This window comes from Natronococcus sp. A-GB1 (assembly GCF_029688845.1).
Lineage (GTDB): Archaea > Halobacteriota > Halobacteria > Halobacteriales > Natrialbaceae > Natronococcus.
The window spans coordinates 38,086-58,133 of record NZ_JARUKW010000023.1 but is presented as its reverse complement, the minus strand read 5'-3'; the positions used below and the strand labels follow the sequence as shown (position 1 = coordinate 58,133).

General features: G+C 51.5%; 13 protein-coding genes and 2 pseudogenes. 8 read left to right on the top strand and 7 right to left on the bottom strand.

Translation table 11 applies throughout. The features are described from left to right. Window positions 1-679, bottom strand: a pseudogene (locus QA600_RS20395) (hypothetical protein); the annotation flags it as partial. A gap of 677 nt (window positions 680-1,356) precedes the next feature. Here QA600_RS20395 and QA600_RS20390 point away from each other — a divergent pair. Next, entirely contained in the window at window positions 1,357-1,854 is a 498-nt protein-coding gene (locus QA600_RS20390) for a hypothetical protein (RefSeq protein WP_278293766.1), read from the top strand. 15 nt (window positions 1,855-1,869) lie between these two features. On the opposite strand, the gene QA600_RS20385 is transcribed toward QA600_RS20390, so the two are convergent. From QA600_RS20385 to QA600_RS20370, 4 genes are all read right to left on the bottom strand, one after another. Next, window positions 1,870-2,460 carry an FxLYD domain-containing protein gene (locus QA600_RS20385; protein WP_278293765.1) on the bottom strand — a complete coding sequence of 197 codons (591 nt, stop codon included), beginning with the start codon at window positions 2,458-2,460 and terminating at the stop codon, window positions 1,870-1,872. A 259-nt stretch (window positions 2,461-2,719) separates the two neighbouring features. Further along, window positions 2,720-3,280: a TATA-box-binding protein gene (locus QA600_RS20380; protein WP_278293764.1), complete on the bottom strand. Its 561-nt coding sequence runs from the start codon at window positions 3,278-3,280 to the stop codon at window positions 2,720-2,722. 148 nt (window positions 3,281-3,428) lie between these two features. After that, window positions 3,429-6,074, bottom strand: coding sequence for a hypothetical protein (locus QA600_RS20375; protein WP_278293763.1), 2,646 nt, complete (start codon window positions 6,072-6,074; stop codon window positions 3,429-3,431). Window positions 6,075-7,136: 1,062 nt separating this feature from the next. Further along, entirely contained in the window at window positions 7,137-8,255 is a 1,119-nt protein-coding gene (locus QA600_RS20370) for a hypothetical protein (protein ID WP_278293762.1), read from the bottom strand. Window positions 8,256-8,392: 137 nt separating this feature from the next. On the opposite strand from QA600_RS20370, the gene QA600_RS20365 reads away from it, so the two are divergent. Beyond that, window positions 8,393-8,824, top strand: a complete 432-nt coding sequence (locus QA600_RS20365; RefSeq protein WP_278293761.1) for a hypothetical protein — start codon at window positions 8,393-8,395, stop codon at window positions 8,822-8,824. 79 nt (window positions 8,825-8,903) lie between these two features. Here the strand turns inward: QA600_RS20365 and QA600_RS20360 are convergent, their stop codons facing one another. Further along, window positions 8,904-9,200: a hypothetical protein gene (locus QA600_RS20360; protein ID WP_278293760.1), complete on the bottom strand. Its 297-nt coding sequence runs from the start codon at window positions 9,198-9,200 to the stop codon at window positions 8,904-8,906. Between the two features lie 199 nt (window positions 9,201-9,399). On the opposite strand from QA600_RS20360, the pseudogene QA600_RS20355 reads away from it, so the two are divergent. Then, a pseudogene (locus QA600_RS20355) lies at window positions 9,400-11,364 on the top strand (archaea-specific SMC-related protein). Between the two features lie 164 nt (window positions 11,365-11,528). Here the strand turns inward: QA600_RS20355 and QA600_RS20350 are convergent. Next, a complete protein-coding gene (locus tag QA600_RS20350) occupies window positions 11,529-12,848 on the bottom strand; it encodes an orc1/cdc6 family replication initiation protein (protein WP_278293759.1) in 1,320 nt (439 codons plus the stop codon). A gap of 857 nt (window positions 12,849-13,705) precedes the next feature. On the opposite strand from QA600_RS20350, the gene QA600_RS20345 reads away from it, so the two are divergent. The 5 genes from QA600_RS20345 to QA600_RS20325 all read left to right on the top strand — a co-directional run bounded on the left by QA600_RS20345 (window position 13,706) and on the right by QA600_RS20325 (window position 19,656). After that, a complete protein-coding gene (locus QA600_RS20345; protein WP_278293758.1) occupies window positions 13,706-15,085 on the top strand; it encodes an ATP-binding protein in 1,380 nt (459 codons plus the stop codon). A gap of 447 nt (window positions 15,086-15,532) precedes the next feature. Next, complete coding sequence (locus QA600_RS20340; RefSeq protein ID WP_278293757.1) at window positions 15,533-16,525, top strand: ParA family protein; 993 nt, start codon at window positions 15,533-15,535, stop codon at window positions 16,523-16,525. After that, window positions 16,525-16,962 carry an acyl-CoA dehydrogenase gene (locus QA600_RS20335; protein ID WP_278293756.1) on the top strand — a complete coding sequence of 146 codons (438 nt, stop codon included), beginning with the start codon at window positions 16,525-16,527 and terminating at the stop codon, window positions 16,960-16,962. The genes QA600_RS20340 and QA600_RS20335 overlap by 1 nt, the downstream gene beginning before the upstream one ends. 289 nt (window positions 16,963-17,251) lie before the next feature. Then, window positions 17,252-18,469, top strand: a complete 1,218-nt coding sequence (locus QA600_RS20330) for a tyrosine-type recombinase/integrase (protein ID WP_278293754.1) — start codon at window positions 17,252-17,254, stop codon at window positions 18,467-18,469. Between the two features lie 701 nt (window positions 18,470-19,170). Continuing rightward, window positions 19,171-19,656, top strand: a complete 486-nt coding sequence (locus tag QA600_RS20325; protein WP_278293753.1) for a universal stress protein — start codon at window positions 19,171-19,173, stop codon at window positions 19,654-19,656. Window positions 19,657-20,048 lie beyond the last annotated feature (392 nt).

The following is a 20,048-nucleotide window of genomic DNA, read 5'->3' as shown; positions in this document are numbered from 1 at the left end:
TCGTATCATGATAGTGCATCCCGCCGCCGCTCATATCGACCGAATCGACCAACGCAAAGGCGTCTCGAGACGTCGTCGCGACTCGCATGTTTCCATGAGAGCCAAGATCATGGACGCCATTGAACGCGATATTGCGAATCTCCGCCCGGTCGTTGATCATCGCATACAGTCCCCGCATTCCCGCGTTTTCTCGAGCCCAGTCGAAGATGAACCCGCCAAAGACGAACTCGCCCTGGTGAGGCTGGCTCATCGTCCCGATTCGAAACAGCATCGTCCCGCCGCGGTACTCTCCTTCATCGACCGTATGCCCGTTGATCGCGTCGACTTCACCGTGCCGAATCACGGCGTTCTGTCCGACTAGACCAACATCTCGCCAGCCGGTCCGACGGAACCCCTGATTCATCTTGTACTGCCCCTGTGGGAACACGATCAGCGTGTCGTCCTCCCAAGCCATCATTAGGGCATCGTCGATCGCCTCCTCCCCCGTCGGATCCGCATTGTAGGGATCGTCGGTGATGTCCACTACGTTGCTGAACCGGTCCTCGTAGGCCGCCGGGTCGATCACCGTTGTTACCCCCGTGTCGATGTTCGTCGCTCCAGCGTTGGCTGGGTTCCCTTCACCCATGGAGGACCCACCGTCAAAGGCCATACATCCTGCCAGAGACGCTATCAGCGCCACTGACGTCGCCGTACCACCTCGAAGAAAGTGACGACGCGTATATGAGTCTTTCATAAGACTATAATCATACCTCAAAGTGATGGTTCTTTCGGGATCTCAACCAATTTGTGAACTTGAGGACTGCAACAGCCACTACTGCTCGAGCCAGCGATCGACACCGACCGACCCAGTCAGCACCGCGCCACACCACTACCGACTGGCCGCTCGCACTCCGCTTCGCTCCGTGCTCGCTCTCCATGCTATAGCCAGAGTTGACCCCCAGACACTACCTTCAGATTACCCAGGATCGCATGCCTACACTCGAGGTGAGAGTCCACCTATATACCAGCTCGTTGATAGTCCACTTTGCTGGTGCTCAGTCAGATAGTCTCCCTTGCTCTCGAGGTGATAGTCCACACTGCTATTGCTCGTTGCCCTCCACTCCTTACTGAGCTCCTCGATGTCCATTCTGCTGTTGGCGCTCTACCGCTTTGGTTGAGATTTGACCTGCTATAGCTTAGTCGATGTTTCACTCTCTTCTCGCTTCGTTGATACTCCCTCGAGGCTATAGTCGCGGAGCCTCAACGCGGCCTGCTCGAGATTAGCGTTGTGGGGGTAGCCGGACTATATGTAGTCGGTAACCCGGAATTGTATGTAATCACATGTGGTTTTATAACTAGAGGTATTGATACGTAGGTATGGCACAGAATCATGAGCCGTGGGAAATTGCAAAGAATCTCTCGCCAAAGCGACATAGGATTCTCATGTCGATTCGGACTCGAGGTGGTACCGTCCAGAAGTCACTGATCACCCAGGACACCGAACTCGACTCGAGCCTGATCAACCACCACCTTCGCGAGATGATGGCACAGAATCTGGTCGATCGAACTGACACTGGACCCGACGGAAAAGTTCCACAAGAGGGATACACATACCAGATAGCTGATATAGGGAGAGACGTCCTCAGCGAGGCCCAAGAGAGATACGAACTGACCCCAATCGAGGAGCGAGCAGTCCGACGCAGATTCGACGACCTCGAAGCGCGTGTAGAAAAACTCGAGCAAGAAAACGAGCAGTTGCGAAGTATCCTTTATGACCCTCACGAGAAGTACGACACACTCGATGAATGGGTCGAAGCGATCCGCGACAACGTCCTCCTACTTCAGGAGCAGTGGCAGAATCAAGACCAAGGGTAGAATGAGTTTAGCGACTCACCGTTCGCCTGTCACAGCGATGTCGTGATCGGTGATCTCCTCAGGTCGGCTATGGGGTGCAATCTCGAAACGCCACGTTTCGCCCCCCTCGAGTTCAGGCGTTAGATCGCGGTGACTTCCTAACTCGTCATCGTCTTCGTCGTAGACTCTCACTTCAATCGTCACCGATCCGTACGCTTCGTCACCGACGTTCTTGACCGCTCCCGTATAGCTGACTTGCTCATCATATTCGAATTCCTCAATCTGCTCCTCGTAGTCGATGATCTGGAGAGCGCCGAACTCGAGGACATCTTCACCTGCGTCGCGCTGCTCAACCTCGTCGGGACCCAGTGACTTATCGCCATCCACCTCATCGTTAGCATCGGACTCATCATCCGCTCCAGTGTTCGAATCTACCTCGGAGTCGTCGTTCAGTTCGTCGGTCTGCTGGTCATTTTCGTGATTATCGGCGACCGAATTCTCCTCGATGCCGTTTGAGTCTTGGTCAGTATCCCTATCCGGACGAAGACCAGCGAAATCGAGACAGCCGGAGAGAGGCGTGATGATCGTACCAGCGGTGAACGTCAAAAGTGCATTTCTGCGATCCATTGTCAGTAGTTGGTAAGACCGTTTCTTCCTTCAGTCTTCCTCATGAATATGTTACTTAAGGGTTATTCATGGGTGGGAAGACATCTCCGATCAATGTAGGACCGACAGTACCAGACACGACTATGGAAATTCCATCGAGATCTGAGAACTGTGACCAGATCATTGACTGTTTCAGTAATCCACTCTCAATCGCAGCTCACTTCAATGTCAAAACGACTCGAAATGGGATGCCCAAGACCACTGGGCGACTTGGGTGATACTACTCGAGTAGACCGAGGTCCTCGAGACGTTCGACAATTACATCGATAGCTTGTCTAGCGTCGTCAACCTCCTCCCCACCAGTGACAACCAGTTTTCCGGAGCCAAAGAGGAGAGCAACAACATCAGGCTCGTCAAGTCGATAAACCAGTCCCGGAAACTGCTCTGGTTCGTATTCGATATTCTCGAGACCAAGACCAATCGCGATCGCATTCAAATTGAGGCTTCGCCCGAGATCGGCACTGCTGACGATATTCTGAACGATGATCTCTGGATCCTCTTCAACCTCAATGTGCAGGTCACGAAGTTCCTCGAAAACGATTTCCAGACTCTCGTGGACGTTCTCAACGCTTTTGGCACCAGTACATACGGTCTTCCCGGAACGGAAGATCAGGGCAGCAGATATGGGGTCTGTGGTACGATAAACAAGACCCGGGAACTGTTCAGGATTGTAGTCAGCTCCCTCAAGGTCCATTGCGACGCTCTGGAGGTCGAGTTCTTGCCCAATGCCGGATGATACGACTACGTTTTCAATCTCGATTGAGTCCTGTGGGCCTGTCATGTGTCACCAAGCACGTATGTAGGTACTATAAATGCCAATGTTTCTACTATTTCAGTCTTGCAGCCAAACGTAGTCTCGATAACTCGAGCACGACCGGATCCGTGTTGCCGTGATTTGGGATGTACAGACCGGGCAGTTATCGAGAGCATCACGCTCTCTCTCCGGGAGTTTGTAGAAGCGGTTGTTGAGAAACAGTCGATCCCATCAGTACCGGATCAGACGCAGGATCAGATTCCGGCGATTCACACGCCGCTTTGATCATCGGCAGGATTGCATCGAGCCACGACCACTCCTTGCACAACGCTTCGAGAGCTGACTGTCGATGATCGATAACCCCCTCTGGATCAGGGGGGAGCGAGAACCCCCAATAGAGAACATCATCGGGATCGCCGAATCGAGCAGGCTTATCGACGAGAGACGTTGCAAGTTCGTAGAGAACATCCATCGGTGTCCGGAAATCAAGCGACGGAAGGTGCGGTTGCTCCTTCGGCTCATCAACGAAAAGCCACGGAAGGACGTCCCTTCCGTATCGTTCATCAGCGAACGACAGCGATAGCCGCCATCCTTCGGGGACTTCGCGTAACAAATCGGCGAGGACGAACCCTTTCCGGTTCTGCCGGAAGCTTTCAGAGGAGATCCCTGCTCGACGAGCGATTTCAGCTCCGGAGAGCGGATAATCAGCCCCGAACAATACGCTCAACGCCTTTTGCATAGTGGGAGTCACATCAGTCTCTGATAGCAGCCGATCAGGGTCAAGATGGGCCAGCGAACGCCGAACTTCGTCGATGTGTATCTCCCGCCACCGATCCTCCTGTTCTAGTCCGTAGTACATCGCTCGAGCCACGTCGTAGCCACTTGAGAGAAGCCCGTGAAACAACGACACAGCTTCACGGGTCGGCTCCAGATGCTTTCGGTCGCACATTCGGCGGACAGTTTGAGCGACGATACTCCGCGTGGTGGCTGTCCGAACGGGAATCCGAACCGCGATTTCCGGGGCGTCGTCGTGGAGATTACTTGGAGAGCGGAGTGCCGATCGTAACTCATCCTCGAGACTGGAAACACCAGGGCCAACGACCACGAGCGAACCAACGAGCTCGCCGAGTGGATCGCGAGCATCAACCCGCAGATCCATCGCCGCTTCGCGACGGTTATCACGCTGTTCGTATAGATGCCGATACGCAACGTGATGACCGTACAGCGACTCGATCGCACAGCTGTGTGCGAGGGTTCGACAGAGTGTTCGCCGGCGCTTCGAGCCCGACCAGTTGCGCGAAAACTCGGGAAGGCGAACTTCACGACTCAGCTCAACACCAACGAGATCGAGCAGCTGTACAATCGAGCCAGCGAGTCCTTTAGCGAACTGCGTTATCTCGCTCCGTTTTGCTGACTCGTCCGTATAGTCTCCGGCTGCGAGTTCTCGAGTGAGTTTACACAGCAGTTCCTCCTGCTCTCTGTAGAACTCGATGAACCGCTCGGGATTCTCATAGCGTTCGTCGGTGAGACCGCCGATATTCCGAGCATCACTGAGGATGCGACGGCTGGTGTCCGCGAAGAGTTCCTCCAAGACATCCGCGGTAAGGATTCGATCCCACGTCCAGTGACTCGCTAACGCTCTTGCGATACACGTCGTGTACTGGCAGGGATTGACGTAGGTGGCAGAGACAGTGAGTTCACCAGAGCCATCGTAGCTCCAGCCTATTACTCGAGCGTCTGTTTCTCCGTCCCTCCCTTTCAGACTCTGAGCCGGAGCGTCGACGAGGGCAATTTCACCGGATTCTGCGGCTGCACGAGCGGCCTCGGCAGACGGTGTCTCCACATACACCGGCTGGACGTGCTTCGGGGCGTAGTCGTCGGCCGAAGCGACCGTCGCTGCTTCACCGGCGGGCCGGTCTCCAGTCGGTTGATCGGCCCTGCTGTCCTCCACCCCCTCGTGTGCGCGCAGGGTTACACGGCAATAGTCGGACGACTTTGGGGGTGACGTAACGTCGGCAGCAGTACCCGGAAGAGACTGCTGTCTACCGATCTCTTGATCGAGTGCGTCAAGATACGCGCGGCCAGCCGGTCTGAGCGATAATCCTCGTCCCCCGTCAGGATAGTTGATCCGTTCCGCGAGTTCGAGTTTTTTATCGAGCTTCAGGGCGATCTGTCGCCGGTTTGCTTCGGTAAGACTGAGCTCTCGTGAGAGAGCATTGTAACTGAGCATCTCAGCGTTCTCGAGACGGAGCGCACGCAGAACTGCCGTTGCTGTTCCGTCGGTGTCGAGGGTTTTGCGTGCAGTCTTGACCCGATCTGCAACTGATTGTGGCGTACCGGGAGAGGGTGTGGTACGTGGATCGAACGGCTCTGTAACGCTTACCGGGAGTTGGTTCCGATGGTCCTCCCACAGTATTCTCCCAACTTGACCGGTCACAACAAGATGAACTCGACAGCCTTCGGCTAATGCGAGACAGAGCTCAAGGACATCGCGACGATGTTTGGTCTTCCGGTCGAGAAATCGAGCGTCGAGTCGGATCGCAATCTCAGGCGTAACGCTGCTTGCAGCAAGGATTGGGATTGCCGCTTGCTCAAGGTCACCGCGAGGAGAACGGAGGTCGAGTGACGTTTGGCCGGAGCCGAGCTGTCGACTGATACGAAGGAGTTCCCACAGATCCTCTCTGTCCCCGCTCATCGCCCCGATACAGAGATCGGCGTAGGTTCCATCGAGCGCATGGACACCAATCTCTTCGAGTACGCGATACGGGTCATCCTGATTCTCGAGGACGGTCGCAATTGCATGGATGAGTTGTTGTCCCATCTTGGTGTGGGAATCGAATAACTCACGATGGAGTCGGGGTGCAGTCCAAGCGACATCAGGTCCAATCTGAGCGTCTGCCGAGATCAGGTCACTTTGACGAACAGTGATTCCCGCACTCATCGCGAGACCACCATCTGCTGCAGGTCATCACGACACCGACCTCGTTCCTCCAACACCCGCAATTGGGGTACGACACAGAGTCGGTTGACTGTGCCACAGACCGGGCCCTTGCTTTCACTTACCGAATGGCAGGTAACCTCTCCCTCAACATCAGGAGGGGACGGGAGGTTGCCACTATCCGTTTGCTGGTAATTGTTTGGTTGTTTGGGCTGTTCCGTAGCGGTATCGTCGTCTAATCGGCTGCCTCCTGTAGGGGCAAAGCCTTTGTTCCGTTGATACGAAAGGTTTGATGGCGTCATGATTGCAGGTCTTGGTGACGGACAGTCTCAGACGCAACCGCTGCCGAGCTGTCCGTCGTCGAGCTAATCGGTGTTCGAAATCGGTTCGTCTCAAAGGCGACTGATCGGACATCCACAGACCGAACGACGCCCTCCGTCGGGGGCAGTCACCGCTCAAGGTACCAATTTGAAGCGAGGTGACTGCACCCGAGTCCGGAGTAACGGCGCTTAATATCGAGAGTATTCGACAATATCGAGGATAGTCGCCAGTCAGCTTATCCAGAGAGGCTCCCAACGGCCGCAAGAGCCTTAATGAAGGAATTTGTCTATACATATGTCGTTCCAGGAAATCAACATGGGCGACAAAACCTGGACGTGTGCTTCACTCACACGTCCGATCTCACAGAGATCATTAGCCAGTGCTCTAAACGGACTACTCACTCGAGAAGTCTGAAAGGAAATATACCGAGGGCTGCACCCTCCTCTGGGTATAATTTCTCGATCGTAGGTTGCTGTCTGTCTTTTTCGATCCGTTACTGCCATCGTATCCAATGTCAATTCATACGAAGAGAAGGTGATAATTAGTTACCGGCGTGGACACTGTTCAGTGGCACTCACATCTGAGACAACCCTCTGACACGTAAGCAAATTTTTAGCTGGTTGTCTACGGTGGAAGGTCAAACCCGAGAGACCAGATTGTCCGTAAAATCTGCTGTCTTGGTGGCTTTGATTTTGACATATATGCCGCAAACAACTCGCGAGCCCACTCGATAACCTCCTGATCTTCTGAAAAAAGTGTCCCAGATTCAGAAACCGCACCTAGTGGCTGTCGAGGGTAGAAGACAACATAATCGCGATCGATGAGAGTGCATCCAACTGGGATAGACTCAGAACACAATTGCCAGCTCAGATTAGGTGCTTTGAGCGCATTTCGAACTAACCGTGCTTTGGGCCGTGCAGTAGGTACATTGTAGAGTGCGCTCTGCGGACTAATGATATCGATTTGTACGCCTTCGTCCAGAAATCTATCGAGATATAACTCGGCCATCTCGTGGTCGTAATATGCCGAAAAAAGGCAAATTTGGTCGGTCTCTGTTGGGTCAAGCGATTTCAAAAACGAGACATACTCATTTCGCTCCGCTCGTGGGTACTCTTTTGGTCCTGTAACCAGCCACGTTTCATCGATGGCGTGAACCGGAAAGCTAGCGCACGAAATTGTAGTGTGACGAAAAAACGAGATATTATCAAGAATTGTTTCGATCTGAATTAAGAGACGGCGCTCACATTCGATGGCAGTACGTCCATCATTCGTGAGTTCGTACTGTCGTGACTTATTGAGATGAATTAATCCTTTCTCGTGAAATTGGTCAGTAGCAAGTCGAATTGCAGAATATGAGAGATTCTGACACCAATCATTAAGTTCGCTCTTCGTCGCTGGCCGAGTTGCAAGCAGATCTAAGAGATCCCTCCGAGAAGAAGAAATTGGTAATCGAGCGAGTGCAGATCGTTCCTGTGTATCTAATCGCATAAAGAGACGCAGGACGATTGCACCAGCACCAGTCAGAAGAGACCCATCATTGGTCTGGTCGATGAGTCCAGCATCAACAAGGGGAGCAAGTATATCATAGACTGTACTGCGAGATACGTCACATTCAGTAGTGAGTTCGCCAGCTTTCATCCGTGTTTCTCGGACAGCTTTCAGCAAACGAATAGTCTTAGAGGGAACTTCATCTTGATCGGTTTTTGTCAGGTCTATTAGTAGCTCTCGTGAAATATTAGACATACGATTACAGTAACTAACCCGTAGCTCTTTCTAATTCTTTTTATTATATCCTGGTATAAGGTCTCTTATTAAACAGGTATGTACTTCACGACAATTACAATCGGAAGACTACAATACTAGGGACCAGATGCTCACACATGGAATGTGACGATTTGTCAACTGAAAATCAACTGAAGATTACAGTAGAGGGTATTGATTTTCCTAAAGATGAAGAGAAGCGTGATGCTGTTATCAAGGAGATCTCAGAGACTATTCAACGAACGGTAGAGGAGCAAAAGACATCTGAGCCGAATCGAATTACCGTCAGCGAAGGACATCAGTTCGCTCACCTTCCAGCGGAGTGTCCACGTTGTGGTGAAGAGCCACACATATCACATTTGACAATGATGTCTGAAGACAAGAGCATTGCAAACGCTAAATTCGAATGTCGACATTGTAGCTATACCGGAAGCGCAAAATACCGATTAGTAGATGTTGAGACAAACAAATACAATTCAAAAAAGGGGAGAGAAGAATACAGAAGTATTGTTGCAGATGGCGACGTGAAACCCCAATACCAACCCTATTGAAGCCCATGCTCAGTATATCCGGTTTCGTAGCAACTCATTCTCTTCACGTCTAATAGGCATGGTACAAGTGCGATGAGATCTATCGCTTTGGATCTACTGGCCGAATATATTCTGACTTGATTTTGTCTCCCTCACGCCACTGCCAGTAGTAGTACTGATTCCCGTTGATCTCCTTCGTGGTCAACGTCGCACTGGATGGTGCGTCGTCACGATCGAGATCCTTTGGCCGATCGGCAACCTCCTGTTCCTCGAGTTCTGCCTCGAGCTGGCGCTCTTTTTTATCCGCCATCTCGGTAGCGATTTGGGCGATCTCTCGCAGCGTCTCTGGTGACTGCTTCTCGAGGCCCTCGAGGATATACTTCGGCGGATCGGCCATCTATTGGTTAACCAACGGCGGGGCTTTTCTTAGCCTTGTTGGTTAACTCGCTATACTCTCAAGGATGTCCGACAGGTTCCCAGCCAGATAGATTCAGGTCGACTCCAAAATTACCCTCCAGATCTCAGAGAAAGGCAGATATGGATCATATCGCTGGCTAACCAATAAATACCTACCTACGGATCAATTGTCTACACCTATGAGAACAAGCCAGCACGCTACGGAACAATCTCCTCCAGAGCAGGCAAGCCTCTCAGTCAGTAATATCGGGGGCATCGATGAAACAGAGGTGTCGTTCGAACAGGGAGTGACCGTTCTCTCCGGTCGTAATGCAACAAATCGGACGTCGCTGCTCCAGGGAATTATGGCGGCACTCGGCAGCGACCAAGCGAGCCTCAAAGCGGACAGCAAGGAAGGACAAGCTACTCTCGAGTTCGGTGAGGAAACCTACCAGCAGACGCTTCATCGGCGGAACGGCACGATCGTTACTGAAGGCGACCCGTATCTCGATAATCCGGAGATCGCGGATCTATTCGCGTTCCTGCTCGAATCAAACGAGGCCCGCCAGGCTGTTGCTCGCGGTGACGACCTCCGTGATCTGATCATGCGGCCGGTCGATACCGATGCGATCAAAGCTGAAATCCAGCAGCTCGAGCAGCGGAAAACCCAGATCGACAATGAACTCGACGAACTCGATAACCTCGAGAATTAACTCCCCGACCTCGAGGCCAAGCGAACGCGACTGATTGACGAAGTCGAAGAACTCCGCGACGAACTCGAAACTGCTGAAGAAGAACTCGAAGCTGCGAATACTGACGTCGAAACCCGACGTGAGGAACAATCCGAACTCGATGAGAAACTCAATGAGCTTCGGGACACGCGTTCAGAGCTCGAACGAGTTCGAAACCGGATCGAGACCGAACGCGAGAGTATCGAGGCGCTGGAAAACGAGCACGAGGAAGTCGAAGCCGACCTCGAGGAGCTGCAAGCAGGTGGAGAAGCGAATCTCGGTCGCCTCGAAGCTGAAATCGAGACGCTCCAAACGGAGAAAAACGAACTCAATGAAGAAATTTCGCAGCTTCAGCGGACGATCCAATTCAACGAACAGCTGCTAGAGGATCCTGGAGAGTTCCTTGGTGGCGAGGCGGACAACAATGATGGTCCCGTTACCGACCAGCTACTCTCCGATGCCGATTCGGGGACCGTCACGTGTTGGACCTGTGGTTCCTCGGTCGCCACCGACCAAATCGAAACTACGATCGAACAGCTTCAGTCTGTATACGAGGACCGGCTCAACGAGCGTTCGGAAATCAATGACGACCTCGAGGAGAAACGAGCGACGCTTAACGAAATCGAGGAGAATCGATCCGAGTATCAGCGAGCCAATCGCCGTCTCGAGTCGATCGACGACGAAATCGAGCGCCGGCGTGACCGCGTCGAGGATCTTACGGACGATCGGGAAGCCTTCACAGAAGAGATTACTGAACTCGAGACAGAGATCGATGACCTCGAGACCGACGACTCCGAGGACATTCTCGAGCAACACCGCGAAGTCAACCAGCTCGAGTTCGAGATTGAACGAAAGGAAAGCGAGCGCGATGATGTCGAAGACAAAATCACGTCGATCGAAGAACGGCTTGATGACCGCGAAGGGCTTCAAGATCGGCGTGAGAAGACAACCGAAGAGTTAGCCGATCTTCGAACCCGTATCGATCAAATCGAAGACAGTGCGGTCGAGGAGTTCAACGAGCACATGGAGAGCTTGTTAGAGATCCTCGGGTACAGTAATCTCGATCGGATCTGGATCGATCAGACAACACGCGACGTTCGCGAAGGCCGACGCAAAGTGACGAAATCGTCGTTCGACCTCAAGATCGTCCGCAGTACTGAGGAGGGGACAGCCTACGAAGACTCGATCAACCACCTCAGCGAGAGCGAGCGCGAGGTTACTGGGCTCGTCTTTGCGCTTGCAGGATATTTGGTCCACGACGTTCACGAGACGGTTCCGTTCATGTTGCTCGATTCGCTCGAGGCAATTGATTCCGAACGTATCGCAACCATTGTAGAGTACTTCGAGTCGTACGCCCCGTATCTCACCGTTGCGCTACTTGACGAAGACGCACAAGCACTCGAGGACAGACATGAGATGATAACTGAAATTTGAATTCAAGTAGATAAATTAGCAGCTTCAGACACACCTCTATCGATTTGTTGTGTGAGAAGCTCCCAATCATCGGAGTCACCCCTATCGATTTGTTCCCAGGTTCGAGAGGACAGGGCTTCCACCACACACCCACCTCTATCGATTTGTTCCGAGGGGAGTTATTGCTATAGCTGGGTGTTTACCACTGCACGAAGCTCCTCGTCATGTACGTCATTAAGACGTGAGTCTTCTCGCAGTGTTTCGATAATTGTGTTTGGATTTTCACCAAACGTGAACTCGAGATAACTTCCAGAATGGGGCCCCTGACTCTTCCGCTCTGTCTCAACTAGAGAATACGTTGTGAGCTCTTTCATTTTGTTCACATACGTCTCTTGGTGATACTGGTCAGAACTAAGAGTGCCCGTAAGATACTGATATACTCGATACCCATGCGGACTCTTAGCAGCTCCAGTTCCAGTTTCGCGAGCAACTGCAGCCGTCGCAAAGAGACACAACTTTTTCTGAGTACTGATTCCACGAGTCACTTCTAAAACGCGATTCTTTTCGACCTTGTCCTGAGCCTTCCGAATATGTTCCTCACGAACCTGGTCTGCGCTCGCTTTTTCCGCGATGGATCCGGCTGTTCGCACGAGGTCGATTGCTTTCCGTGCGTCTCCGTTGGTCTGTGCGGCGAAGGCTGCTGCTAGAGGGATTACGTCGTCACTGAGCGCGCCTTCATGAAAGGCGTCCTCCCGGGCACGAAGGATTGCCCGAAGCTGATTGGCATCATAATCACTAAAGTGGACGTCTTCAGGCGTGAAGGAGCTCAGTGCTCGGCTACCTACGTTTTCCATCATTTTTGTGTCGTTAGTGATGGCAGTCACAGACACCTGAGCTGAGATTTCGTTTGTGCTATTGGCGCGAGAAAGCTGGTAGAGAAGGCGAGAAAAAGCAGGTTCATCCTTATCTCGACGACCGACAAGCATATCGAGCTCATCAAGTATGAAGACAACAGTATCATAGTGTTCATTGATCAAACGATAGAGTTCACGCCACTTTTTCTTGTTCGGAATTCCATGCTCTGGGACCTCAACAGTTGCTTCAGCATCGTTTGCAACTTTTCGGGCTAATTCGTAGACAGCAGATCCAAGAGTGCCAATGTTCTGGCAATTCATCTGAATTACACCAAATCTAATATCACGGCTTTCGCAGAGTTCGACGATGTTCGAACAGACTGCATTGATAATAAGTGATTTTCCGGTCCCGGATGGGCCATAGAGAAGGAGATTTGGCGGACGCTCGTTCCTTATAGCGACACGGAGATGCTGAGTGATGTCGGTGAGTTGGGAATCACGGCCGACGATACGCTCTTCGTCAACGATCTCGTTTGGTTCGAGAAGAGATCGGTTCTTGATGAGCGTTGCGGATTCTTCTTGCTCGAGGATTAAATCTTTGATAGAACCCGTAGACTCGGATGTTTCTTTGGGACCGGGATCTGTGGGCATATTCAATGACACTCAATCCCAGTACTAAAATATTCCCCCTGTCGATTTCTTTTCTATAGCTATAGGGCTTAAAGGCTGGAAACTAGGATGATCCAGTTATTGCTCAGTGAACCTCTGACGATTTGTTGTAGGGTGCTTTGTTGTATTGCTCGTAGAGATAACGAGACACTCTCACACCTCTATCGATTTGTTTTCTTCTAAGAGTGGGTAGGGGTGTCGACCTCCTCCTATCGTCTCTCTGCTAATGATTCTATAGTATCGTCGATCTTTGCTACTTACTTCTAGTTCTTTCTAGTTCTAGTTACTAGCCTAGCTAGAAGAACACACCCCTATCGATTTGTTTTAGTGGGACGAAGTCTGCTGGCTTGCCTTCCTTTTCTGATTTAATAGCTATCGAGTCGTGTATCGCCACTGGAGTTGTCGTCGTTTACTACTTCCCTAATGTCTCTCCAGATTCAGACAGACCCCTCTATCGATTTGTTCTATCTCAACGCTTGCTCTGGAAAGATGATGAGTATAGGTATATAAATGGGTACAGCACGAGGTATCAGACCTCTCTCCTCTCTATGAAATTTATTGTTTTCTCACGTCCCCACCTCCTTCATCCAGCGTAGAACAAATCGATAGAGGTGTGGGTGTGGTCTAAATAGTATCTGAAAATCATTTCTATCCTATCTCATCCTACAGCCGTATTGTCTTCCGGGTAGAACAAATCGATAGAGGTGTCTCTGTCTTCGGGGAAGGATCTGTCGCAGCATGATCAGATCATAGAAATCATGATTTCCGAAATCACGATTTCTAAAATCCGGTTTTCCAAAACCAGGATACTATATACTCTACACGAATGAACCCATACTATGGACTCGTTCGTTGATCGAGAACAGGAACTTGAGGAACTAACGAGCCGATACAATTCGGACCGCGCTGAATTCGTTGTCCTATACGGGCGACGTCGACTCGGTAAGAGCGAGCTCGTCCGTCAGTCGATTGCTGACCGGGATGATGCAGTCTACTACCAGGCGATCGAGTCGACTGCACAAAATCAACTCGAGCAGTTTGTTGACGTAGTTACAGACCAATTTCCTTCCCTCGAAAATATTCGCCGAGACTGGGAAGCACTACTCGGTGCATTAGGTGATCAGAATGCAGTCGTCGTTATCGACGAGTTTCCGTTTCTCCTCGAGGAAGATGATTCACTTCCTTCACGGGTTCAGCGAGTCTGGGACACGCAACTTCAGGAGACTGGAATAACGCTCGTACTTGTCGGTTCCTCAATTAGCGTAATGGAGGATGAAGTGCTTGCTGGCAACAGTCCATTGTATGGCCGTCGAACAGCAACTATTGACCTGAAACCTCTCTCTGTCGGGAACACAAAGGAGTTCTACCCACAGTACGACGATGAAGCCGTTGTTATAGCGTGGGCGATCTACGGTGGAACGCCATACTATCTTCAGACCATTGACCCCACTGAGGCACTTGCAGCAAATGTCCAGCAGTCTATTCTCTCAGAACGTGGTCTCCTGTACTCTGAACCGGAATTTCTTCTTCGAACAGAGCTTCGACAACCGAATACCTACTTCAGTATTCTCCGAGCCTTGGCGCATGGCCGCCGAACTCCCAACGAAATCGCTGGAATGGCTGGCGTCGAGTCCCAGTCACTGAGTACGTATCTTCAGAAACTACGTCGGCTTCGGCTTGTTGAACGTCACATCCCGGTAACTGAATCACCGACATCGTCAAAGCGAGGTCGATATCGTCTCTCTGCGCCACTGTTCAGGTTCTGGTTTCGGTTCGTCTATGGGAATCAGGATCGGCTTCGGTTGTTAGGCGACGACGCATACGACGAGCTTGTTGCTCCTGAGCTATCGGATTATGTTAGCCCACTTTTTGAACGACTTTGCCAGCGAGCCCTCCCTAATCTGATCGACCGCCCATTCCATACTGTCGGTCAATGGTGGTTCAAAGAGCACGAATTGGACGTCCTCGGATTGACTGACGACGGACTAGTCGCTGGTGAGTGTAAGTTCACGTCATCTCCTGTCAGTGAGGGTGTTCTTGCAGACCTAGAGCGAACTGCCGGACACGTTCGTTGGTCAGGCGAGCCAGCGGATGCGACGATACAGTATGTTCTGTTTAGCCGATCTGGATATACTGATGATCTTCGCCAGCAGGCCACGACTCGAGATGATGTTGTGCTCTACGACCTTGCTGACGTTGTGGATGCTTCTGCTGAGTGAGATGTTCGGTTTGGTAATTAACCTGGACAACTTCGAGACGATTCGCACAGATTAACCAACGCGCTACGAGATCTCATTGGTCATTTCATTGAGAAAGAGACCGCCACCATCTCGAAAAAGATTGAAACTTCGGTGTGGACGGTCGTTCCGTCGTGCTTGTCTCATTACTGCCTGAAAAGATCAACGCTACTTGGATCCGGTGATCTGACCCCTAATATGGATATTCGCTTCTAGAGGCTGTAACAGATGCCTATTACAGATAACTGTAGCAGATAGAAGGTACGGAGTAAGATAACAGACCTCTGTAACAGACATAAACCACAGACGTATGTTATGTACTATTGGGACAGATATGTATTATGTGTGTCTGTTAGTATTATATGACCCTATAATCTGCCCCAAATGTCTGACACAGATTTAAGTAATGAGTGACTGTACCTGGTACTGATGATAACAGCAGTCGTCTATTCAGAGTCAGGCGGAACGTTCAAAACAACGACGACAGCCAACCTCGCAGTCAGTTTAGAGCGAATGGGGCTGGACGTCTGCGCCATTGACCTCGATCCACAAGAGGGAAATCTCACAACCCTGTTTGACGTTGGCGAACACCGAAGTGATCCGGATGCGGACAATCTCGTAAAGCACGTCCTGGAAATGCCTGATGGGGCATTTGAAGACCTCATTGAAACTTCAGATGAAGGGGTCGATGTAATTCCAAGTCACGATATGCTTGGTGACTTCACGTCTAATCTTGAGCAGAAAATCGCCTATGAGACAGGGATGAAGAACATGACCAAAGAGGAGTTTCCACGGTACGAGTTGCTGTATGATCTGTTATGGAACGAGCAGCAACTTCATGAGCAGTACGATGCTGTTCTCATCGATCCAAACGCTCGAGCGGAAGATCTTCTGTACAATGCGATCTATGCTATGCGGACACTGGTTGCACCAGTCAAACCAGCTGGAAAAGGCAATCTGAGTCTCGACGGGCTCGAGGAACTCGTCACGAACATGGAGACGCAACTGGGAATTGAGGTTGGGCTTTCGTGTGTCGTTCCCTCTGGTGTCGGGCAGACCAACGCTCATCAACAGTACTCTAAGCGGTTCAAAAACACAGATAACTATGCGACTCCCGTTGCGATTCCAGACCGCGAGAGTTTGATGGATACGATGTGGGAAGCGCGTGGTTCTGCATACAAGGTTCTCGAAGAGCGCTGGAAAACCTTCGAAAAAGATGGAGAGATGGTAAGCGAGCCCGGTCAGCGACGAATTCGCGACCGCGAACTTGAGACAGCCCGGGACATCTATGAACTGGCCGCATTTATTGCAAGCGAGACGTTCGACGCTGAAATTGATCCTGAATTAGTACTTGATATCGAGGGGCACGAGAAAAGAACCTTCGATCTTCATGACGACGTTGAAACAGAGGTGACGGTCTAATGAAGGAAGGATCTGGAAATTTGGATTTCAGCCAAACAAGCGATGATGCCGAAACTGAATCAGAGTCCAAATCGCAGGCTAATGGCGAGAGCAGCGCTGAACAAGTGACGCCTCAGTCCCAGCAGGTACAGAGCACCTCAGAAACGACTAGCAGTCAATCCACATCTGTCACTGATTCTCAGCAGGACCCACAAGGGTACCCATACTTTGTCCGTCGGTCTAACGTTGGAGACGAACGAGACAATCGGCTCGAGGTCCATCTGAGGTCGGAAGTAAGCGATCAAGAGTCCGAATTTCGGAGTGCCCTTGCTAGCGCTCTCGAAACAGACGAAGTTCCAAAAACAGATGCGAGAGAATTCGCCCTCAAGTACGCATTTGAGAACCCAGAAGATGTTGCTGAACTAATGCGCGATGAAGGATTTGGATTACTCGACTGACTTTTGATAGCGGGTACATCGATTACCATCTTCTTCGTGATCGAACGCCTTAGCCCTGTTAAACCCTGGTTAGCATCTTCTACAGAGACAGGGAGTTCTATATAGCCACATATGATTTATGGCACTCTGGACATATCCGGCACCTATTCTGTGTATTTTGGTTGTCCAGGTTGCGACAACCAAATACACGATAGTTTTTAGTGAATGCCATGAGTAGCGAACCGTACGAAAATGATACGCTTAGAATTACCACAACACAGAGAAAACGGGTTTCTCGAGGTGATTTCGCGTGAGTAGCGAGCAGATCCGGTGGTCACACAAATCCCTTGAGGAACTCCGCGAGTTCTGGAATACCAAAATCGAATTCGAGCTGCGACGCGCTGGTCACGATCTCGAGGAAAAACCCAGCTACCAGGACCTACTCGACGTCGGCTACGGCGGACTCACCTACACGCTTCGAGAGCACCATGAGATGACCTTCTCCGAGTTTCTCGAGTCTGTGGGTTACCTAGATGAGTCTGAGGAAGGCTATCCGTGGAGTATCGATGATGAAACCACTACTGAGGAGCTCGAGTCGTTCATCCGAACGCTCGAGCGCCGACAAGGGCTCGCCGACACCACAGTTGCGACGAAACGCTCACGACTTGCGACCTACGCGCAACTATACGACGAACTTCACGGCCAAGCCAACCTCGTGGACCGTGTTGTCGATGCTGCCGAACGGGCTGCCGAGATTCGTCGTGTCCTGGCGGTATTTGACGAACTCGACGCCGATCTTGGGACTGATGCTTCGAAACAGCGCTATCTGAGCGACGTCAATCAGTTCTACAGCCACCTCGAGCGTCGAGCGATCGCGGCGTTCAACCCGACCTCGAGAATCAGCGAGGAGTACAACTGGAACCGTGAAGAGAAAGACAACCAGCCGCTCTCAAGTGCGGACGTCCAGCGGCTGTACGGAGCTGTCGAGAGTTCTGAGGAGGAACTGCTCGTGCTTGCGCTGTGTGCGTGGGGCCTTCGACGGAACGAGGTCGCATCATTGCACGTTTCTCAGGTGGTCCTCAAGGGCGAAGATCCACATATCTACTTTGAGGAACGAAAGAACGGCCCGGGGACGGTCGCGCTAGTCTACGGTCGCGAGCAACTGGCGGATAGAATCGACATGCTCGGCGCTCGAGATGATGGGTGGAACGGGTATCTGTTCCCTTCGACGGCGTCCTCAAGTGGCCATATCGTCGGCGAGACAGTCCAATTGCGGTTTCAGCGGCTTGCAAACCGCGCTGGCGTCACCGTCCGTGGCGAGACGCCGACCTCGAAAATGGGTCGACGGTTCTGGTATACGACGTACATGGATGCCCAAAAACAGCTACTCGAGAATCTTGACGTGATCGCGGGCGACCAGGGAAGCTCCGACGCGAGCGTTGTCCTGGAAAACTACCTCTCGGAAACCGAGCGTCGGAAGTATCGCCGGGAGTTTATGCGCGAGCGGTTAGCAGATGCGTTCGAATAGGACCACAACCGGATAAAATCCGAGAAGACACTCCATGCGCACGTTCAATGCCTGATCCGGGGTGAATCATGGTTGTCTCCCGAAGAGGACAACCGGCTTGGTAGGGGCGGATGGTGAACGTTTTAACGGGTCTCCCCCACGGCTGTTCAAGAGCGAGTTCGATGCGATTGTCGACTCGTTGACCAACGGCACGATCGATACTTACCTGTTTGTAACCGATCGGATCTCACTCGAGAATCTCGTTAAAGATGGGATCATGCCGCTGCTTGACCCTGAAACGGAACACATCAAGATTCTCGTCGAATTATAAGCTGAATTCGGGCTTATAACCCGATGCACCGACTGCCGAACCGAACAATAGTGTGTCTCCCCGCCCGATGCCCGACAAGTACAACGGGGTCGTATCAACTACTGTGCGAAAGCGCTAATGATGATACAGGATGTCCGTTAGAGCTCGTGACAACACCGGCTGTTCTCAGGCCTGTACTAAACTACGATGACCAACGGGTGGACAAACGTCTCGAATGTTACGCTGGTCAGTATGGCACCGACTGGATTCGTGGTGTGACTTCAACAGCGACTGATGTCGGTTCGCCTCTTCTGGTTCAGCGTTGTTATCTATTTCGCGGTTTTGTTGAACCAGCACGATACTACTGGTCATAGTTAGTTATTTACGCCCGACTGCTGTCTCTTTCAGCTATATGGACACCAGTTCAGACACCAGTAGTGAAGACAAACCTACACTTGAAACGGCTGTTCTTGCCGTCGGCGGACGTGACGAAGAGCGTGTCGCCGACCTTGTCGATACCGTTAAAGAGGTTGTCACGGATAACTCTCAGGTTATCGTTGTCCACGTTTTCGATACGGAGTCTTACACCGAAACTGTCGAAAACATCGCTAATAAAGGAGGGGAGTACGTCGATCCTGATAAACTGGCAGCCCAAATGTCCGTCATCCAGGCGATCATTGGTCTATTTGAGGAAAACGCGATCAATTACGATGTGCGAGCCACGACCGAGAATAAAGGGGATGGTATCGTCGAAATCGCTACTGAGAGTGACGCTGACCGCGTTATTATCGGCGGTCGGCAACGCAGTCCGACTGGAAAAGCACTCTTCGGAAGCATGGCACAAAACGTACTACTGAACGCGCCCTGTCCCGTCACGTTTGTCCGTGATGCGAAGTGAGAACCGGCGAACCAATTCAGACAAGCGATAGATATTCTCCTACTATCGCAGGCTCTTTGCACAGGTTTTGGATTTCCCTGTAGCAGCGAATCGGGTGCATTCGATCGTTTTCATTGTCAATTTTCGTCTCGGCCAAACCTGCGATTCAGCGAAAAAAGCGACATCAGTGAAAGTGATCCTTCTCAAGCCCACGATGACTATGGATTTTATGGCAGGATACTGTTTGGATCCTTCAAACAGTTCCGCCATCACAATCGCCGTAGTGACTCTTTTCATCGGGGCCTTTACGATTATACGAGTGTAAAAACAGGCCCGCCACGATCGCATGACTCTAACGACCCGGAAAGGGGTAGGCGCTAGAATCACAACCTGATCGGCCGATTACTCTGTGA

Excerpts from the sequence above, each read along its gene's own strand:
- QA600_RS20390 (WP_278293766.1), top strand. The coding sequence starts at position 1,357 with ATGGCACAGAATCATGAGCCGTGGGAAATTGCAAAGAATCTCTCGCCA.
- QA600_RS20385 (WP_278293765.1), bottom strand. The coding sequence starts at position 2,460 with ATGGATCGCAGAAATGCACTTTTGACGTTCACCGCTGGTACGATCATC.
- QA600_RS20380 (WP_278293764.1), bottom strand. The coding sequence starts at position 3,280 with ATGACAGGCCCACAGGACTCAATCGAGATTGAAAACGTAGTCGTATCA.
- QA600_RS20375 (WP_278293763.1), bottom strand. The coding sequence starts at position 6,074 with ATGGGACAACAACTCATCCATGCAATTGCGACCGTCCTCGAGAATCAG.
- QA600_RS20370 (WP_278293762.1), bottom strand. The coding sequence starts at position 8,255 with ATGTCTAATATTTCACGAGAGCTACTAATAGACCTGACAAAAACCGAT.
- QA600_RS20365 (WP_278293761.1), top strand. The coding sequence starts at position 8,393 with ATGGAATGTGACGATTTGTCAACTGAAAATCAACTGAAGATTACAGTA.
- QA600_RS20360 (WP_278293760.1), bottom strand. The coding sequence starts at position 9,200 with ATGGCCGATCCGCCGAAGTATATCCTCGAGGGCCTCGAGAAGCAGTCA.
- QA600_RS20350 (WP_278293759.1), bottom strand. The coding sequence starts at position 12,848 with ATGCCCACAGATCCCGGTCCCAAAGAAACATCCGAGTCTACGGGTTCT.
- QA600_RS20345 (WP_278293758.1), top strand. The coding sequence starts at position 13,706 with ATGGACTCGTTCGTTGATCGAGAACAGGAACTTGAGGAACTAACGAGC.
- QA600_RS20340 (WP_278293757.1), top strand. The coding sequence starts at position 15,533 with ATGATAACAGCAGTCGTCTATTCAGAGTCAGGCGGAACGTTCAAAACA.
- QA600_RS20335 (WP_278293756.1), top strand. The coding sequence starts at position 16,525 with ATGAAGGAAGGATCTGGAAATTTGGATTTCAGCCAAACAAGCGATGAT.
- QA600_RS20325 (WP_278293753.1), top strand. The coding sequence starts at position 19,171 with ATGGACACCAGTTCAGACACCAGTAGTGAAGACAAACCTACACTTGAA.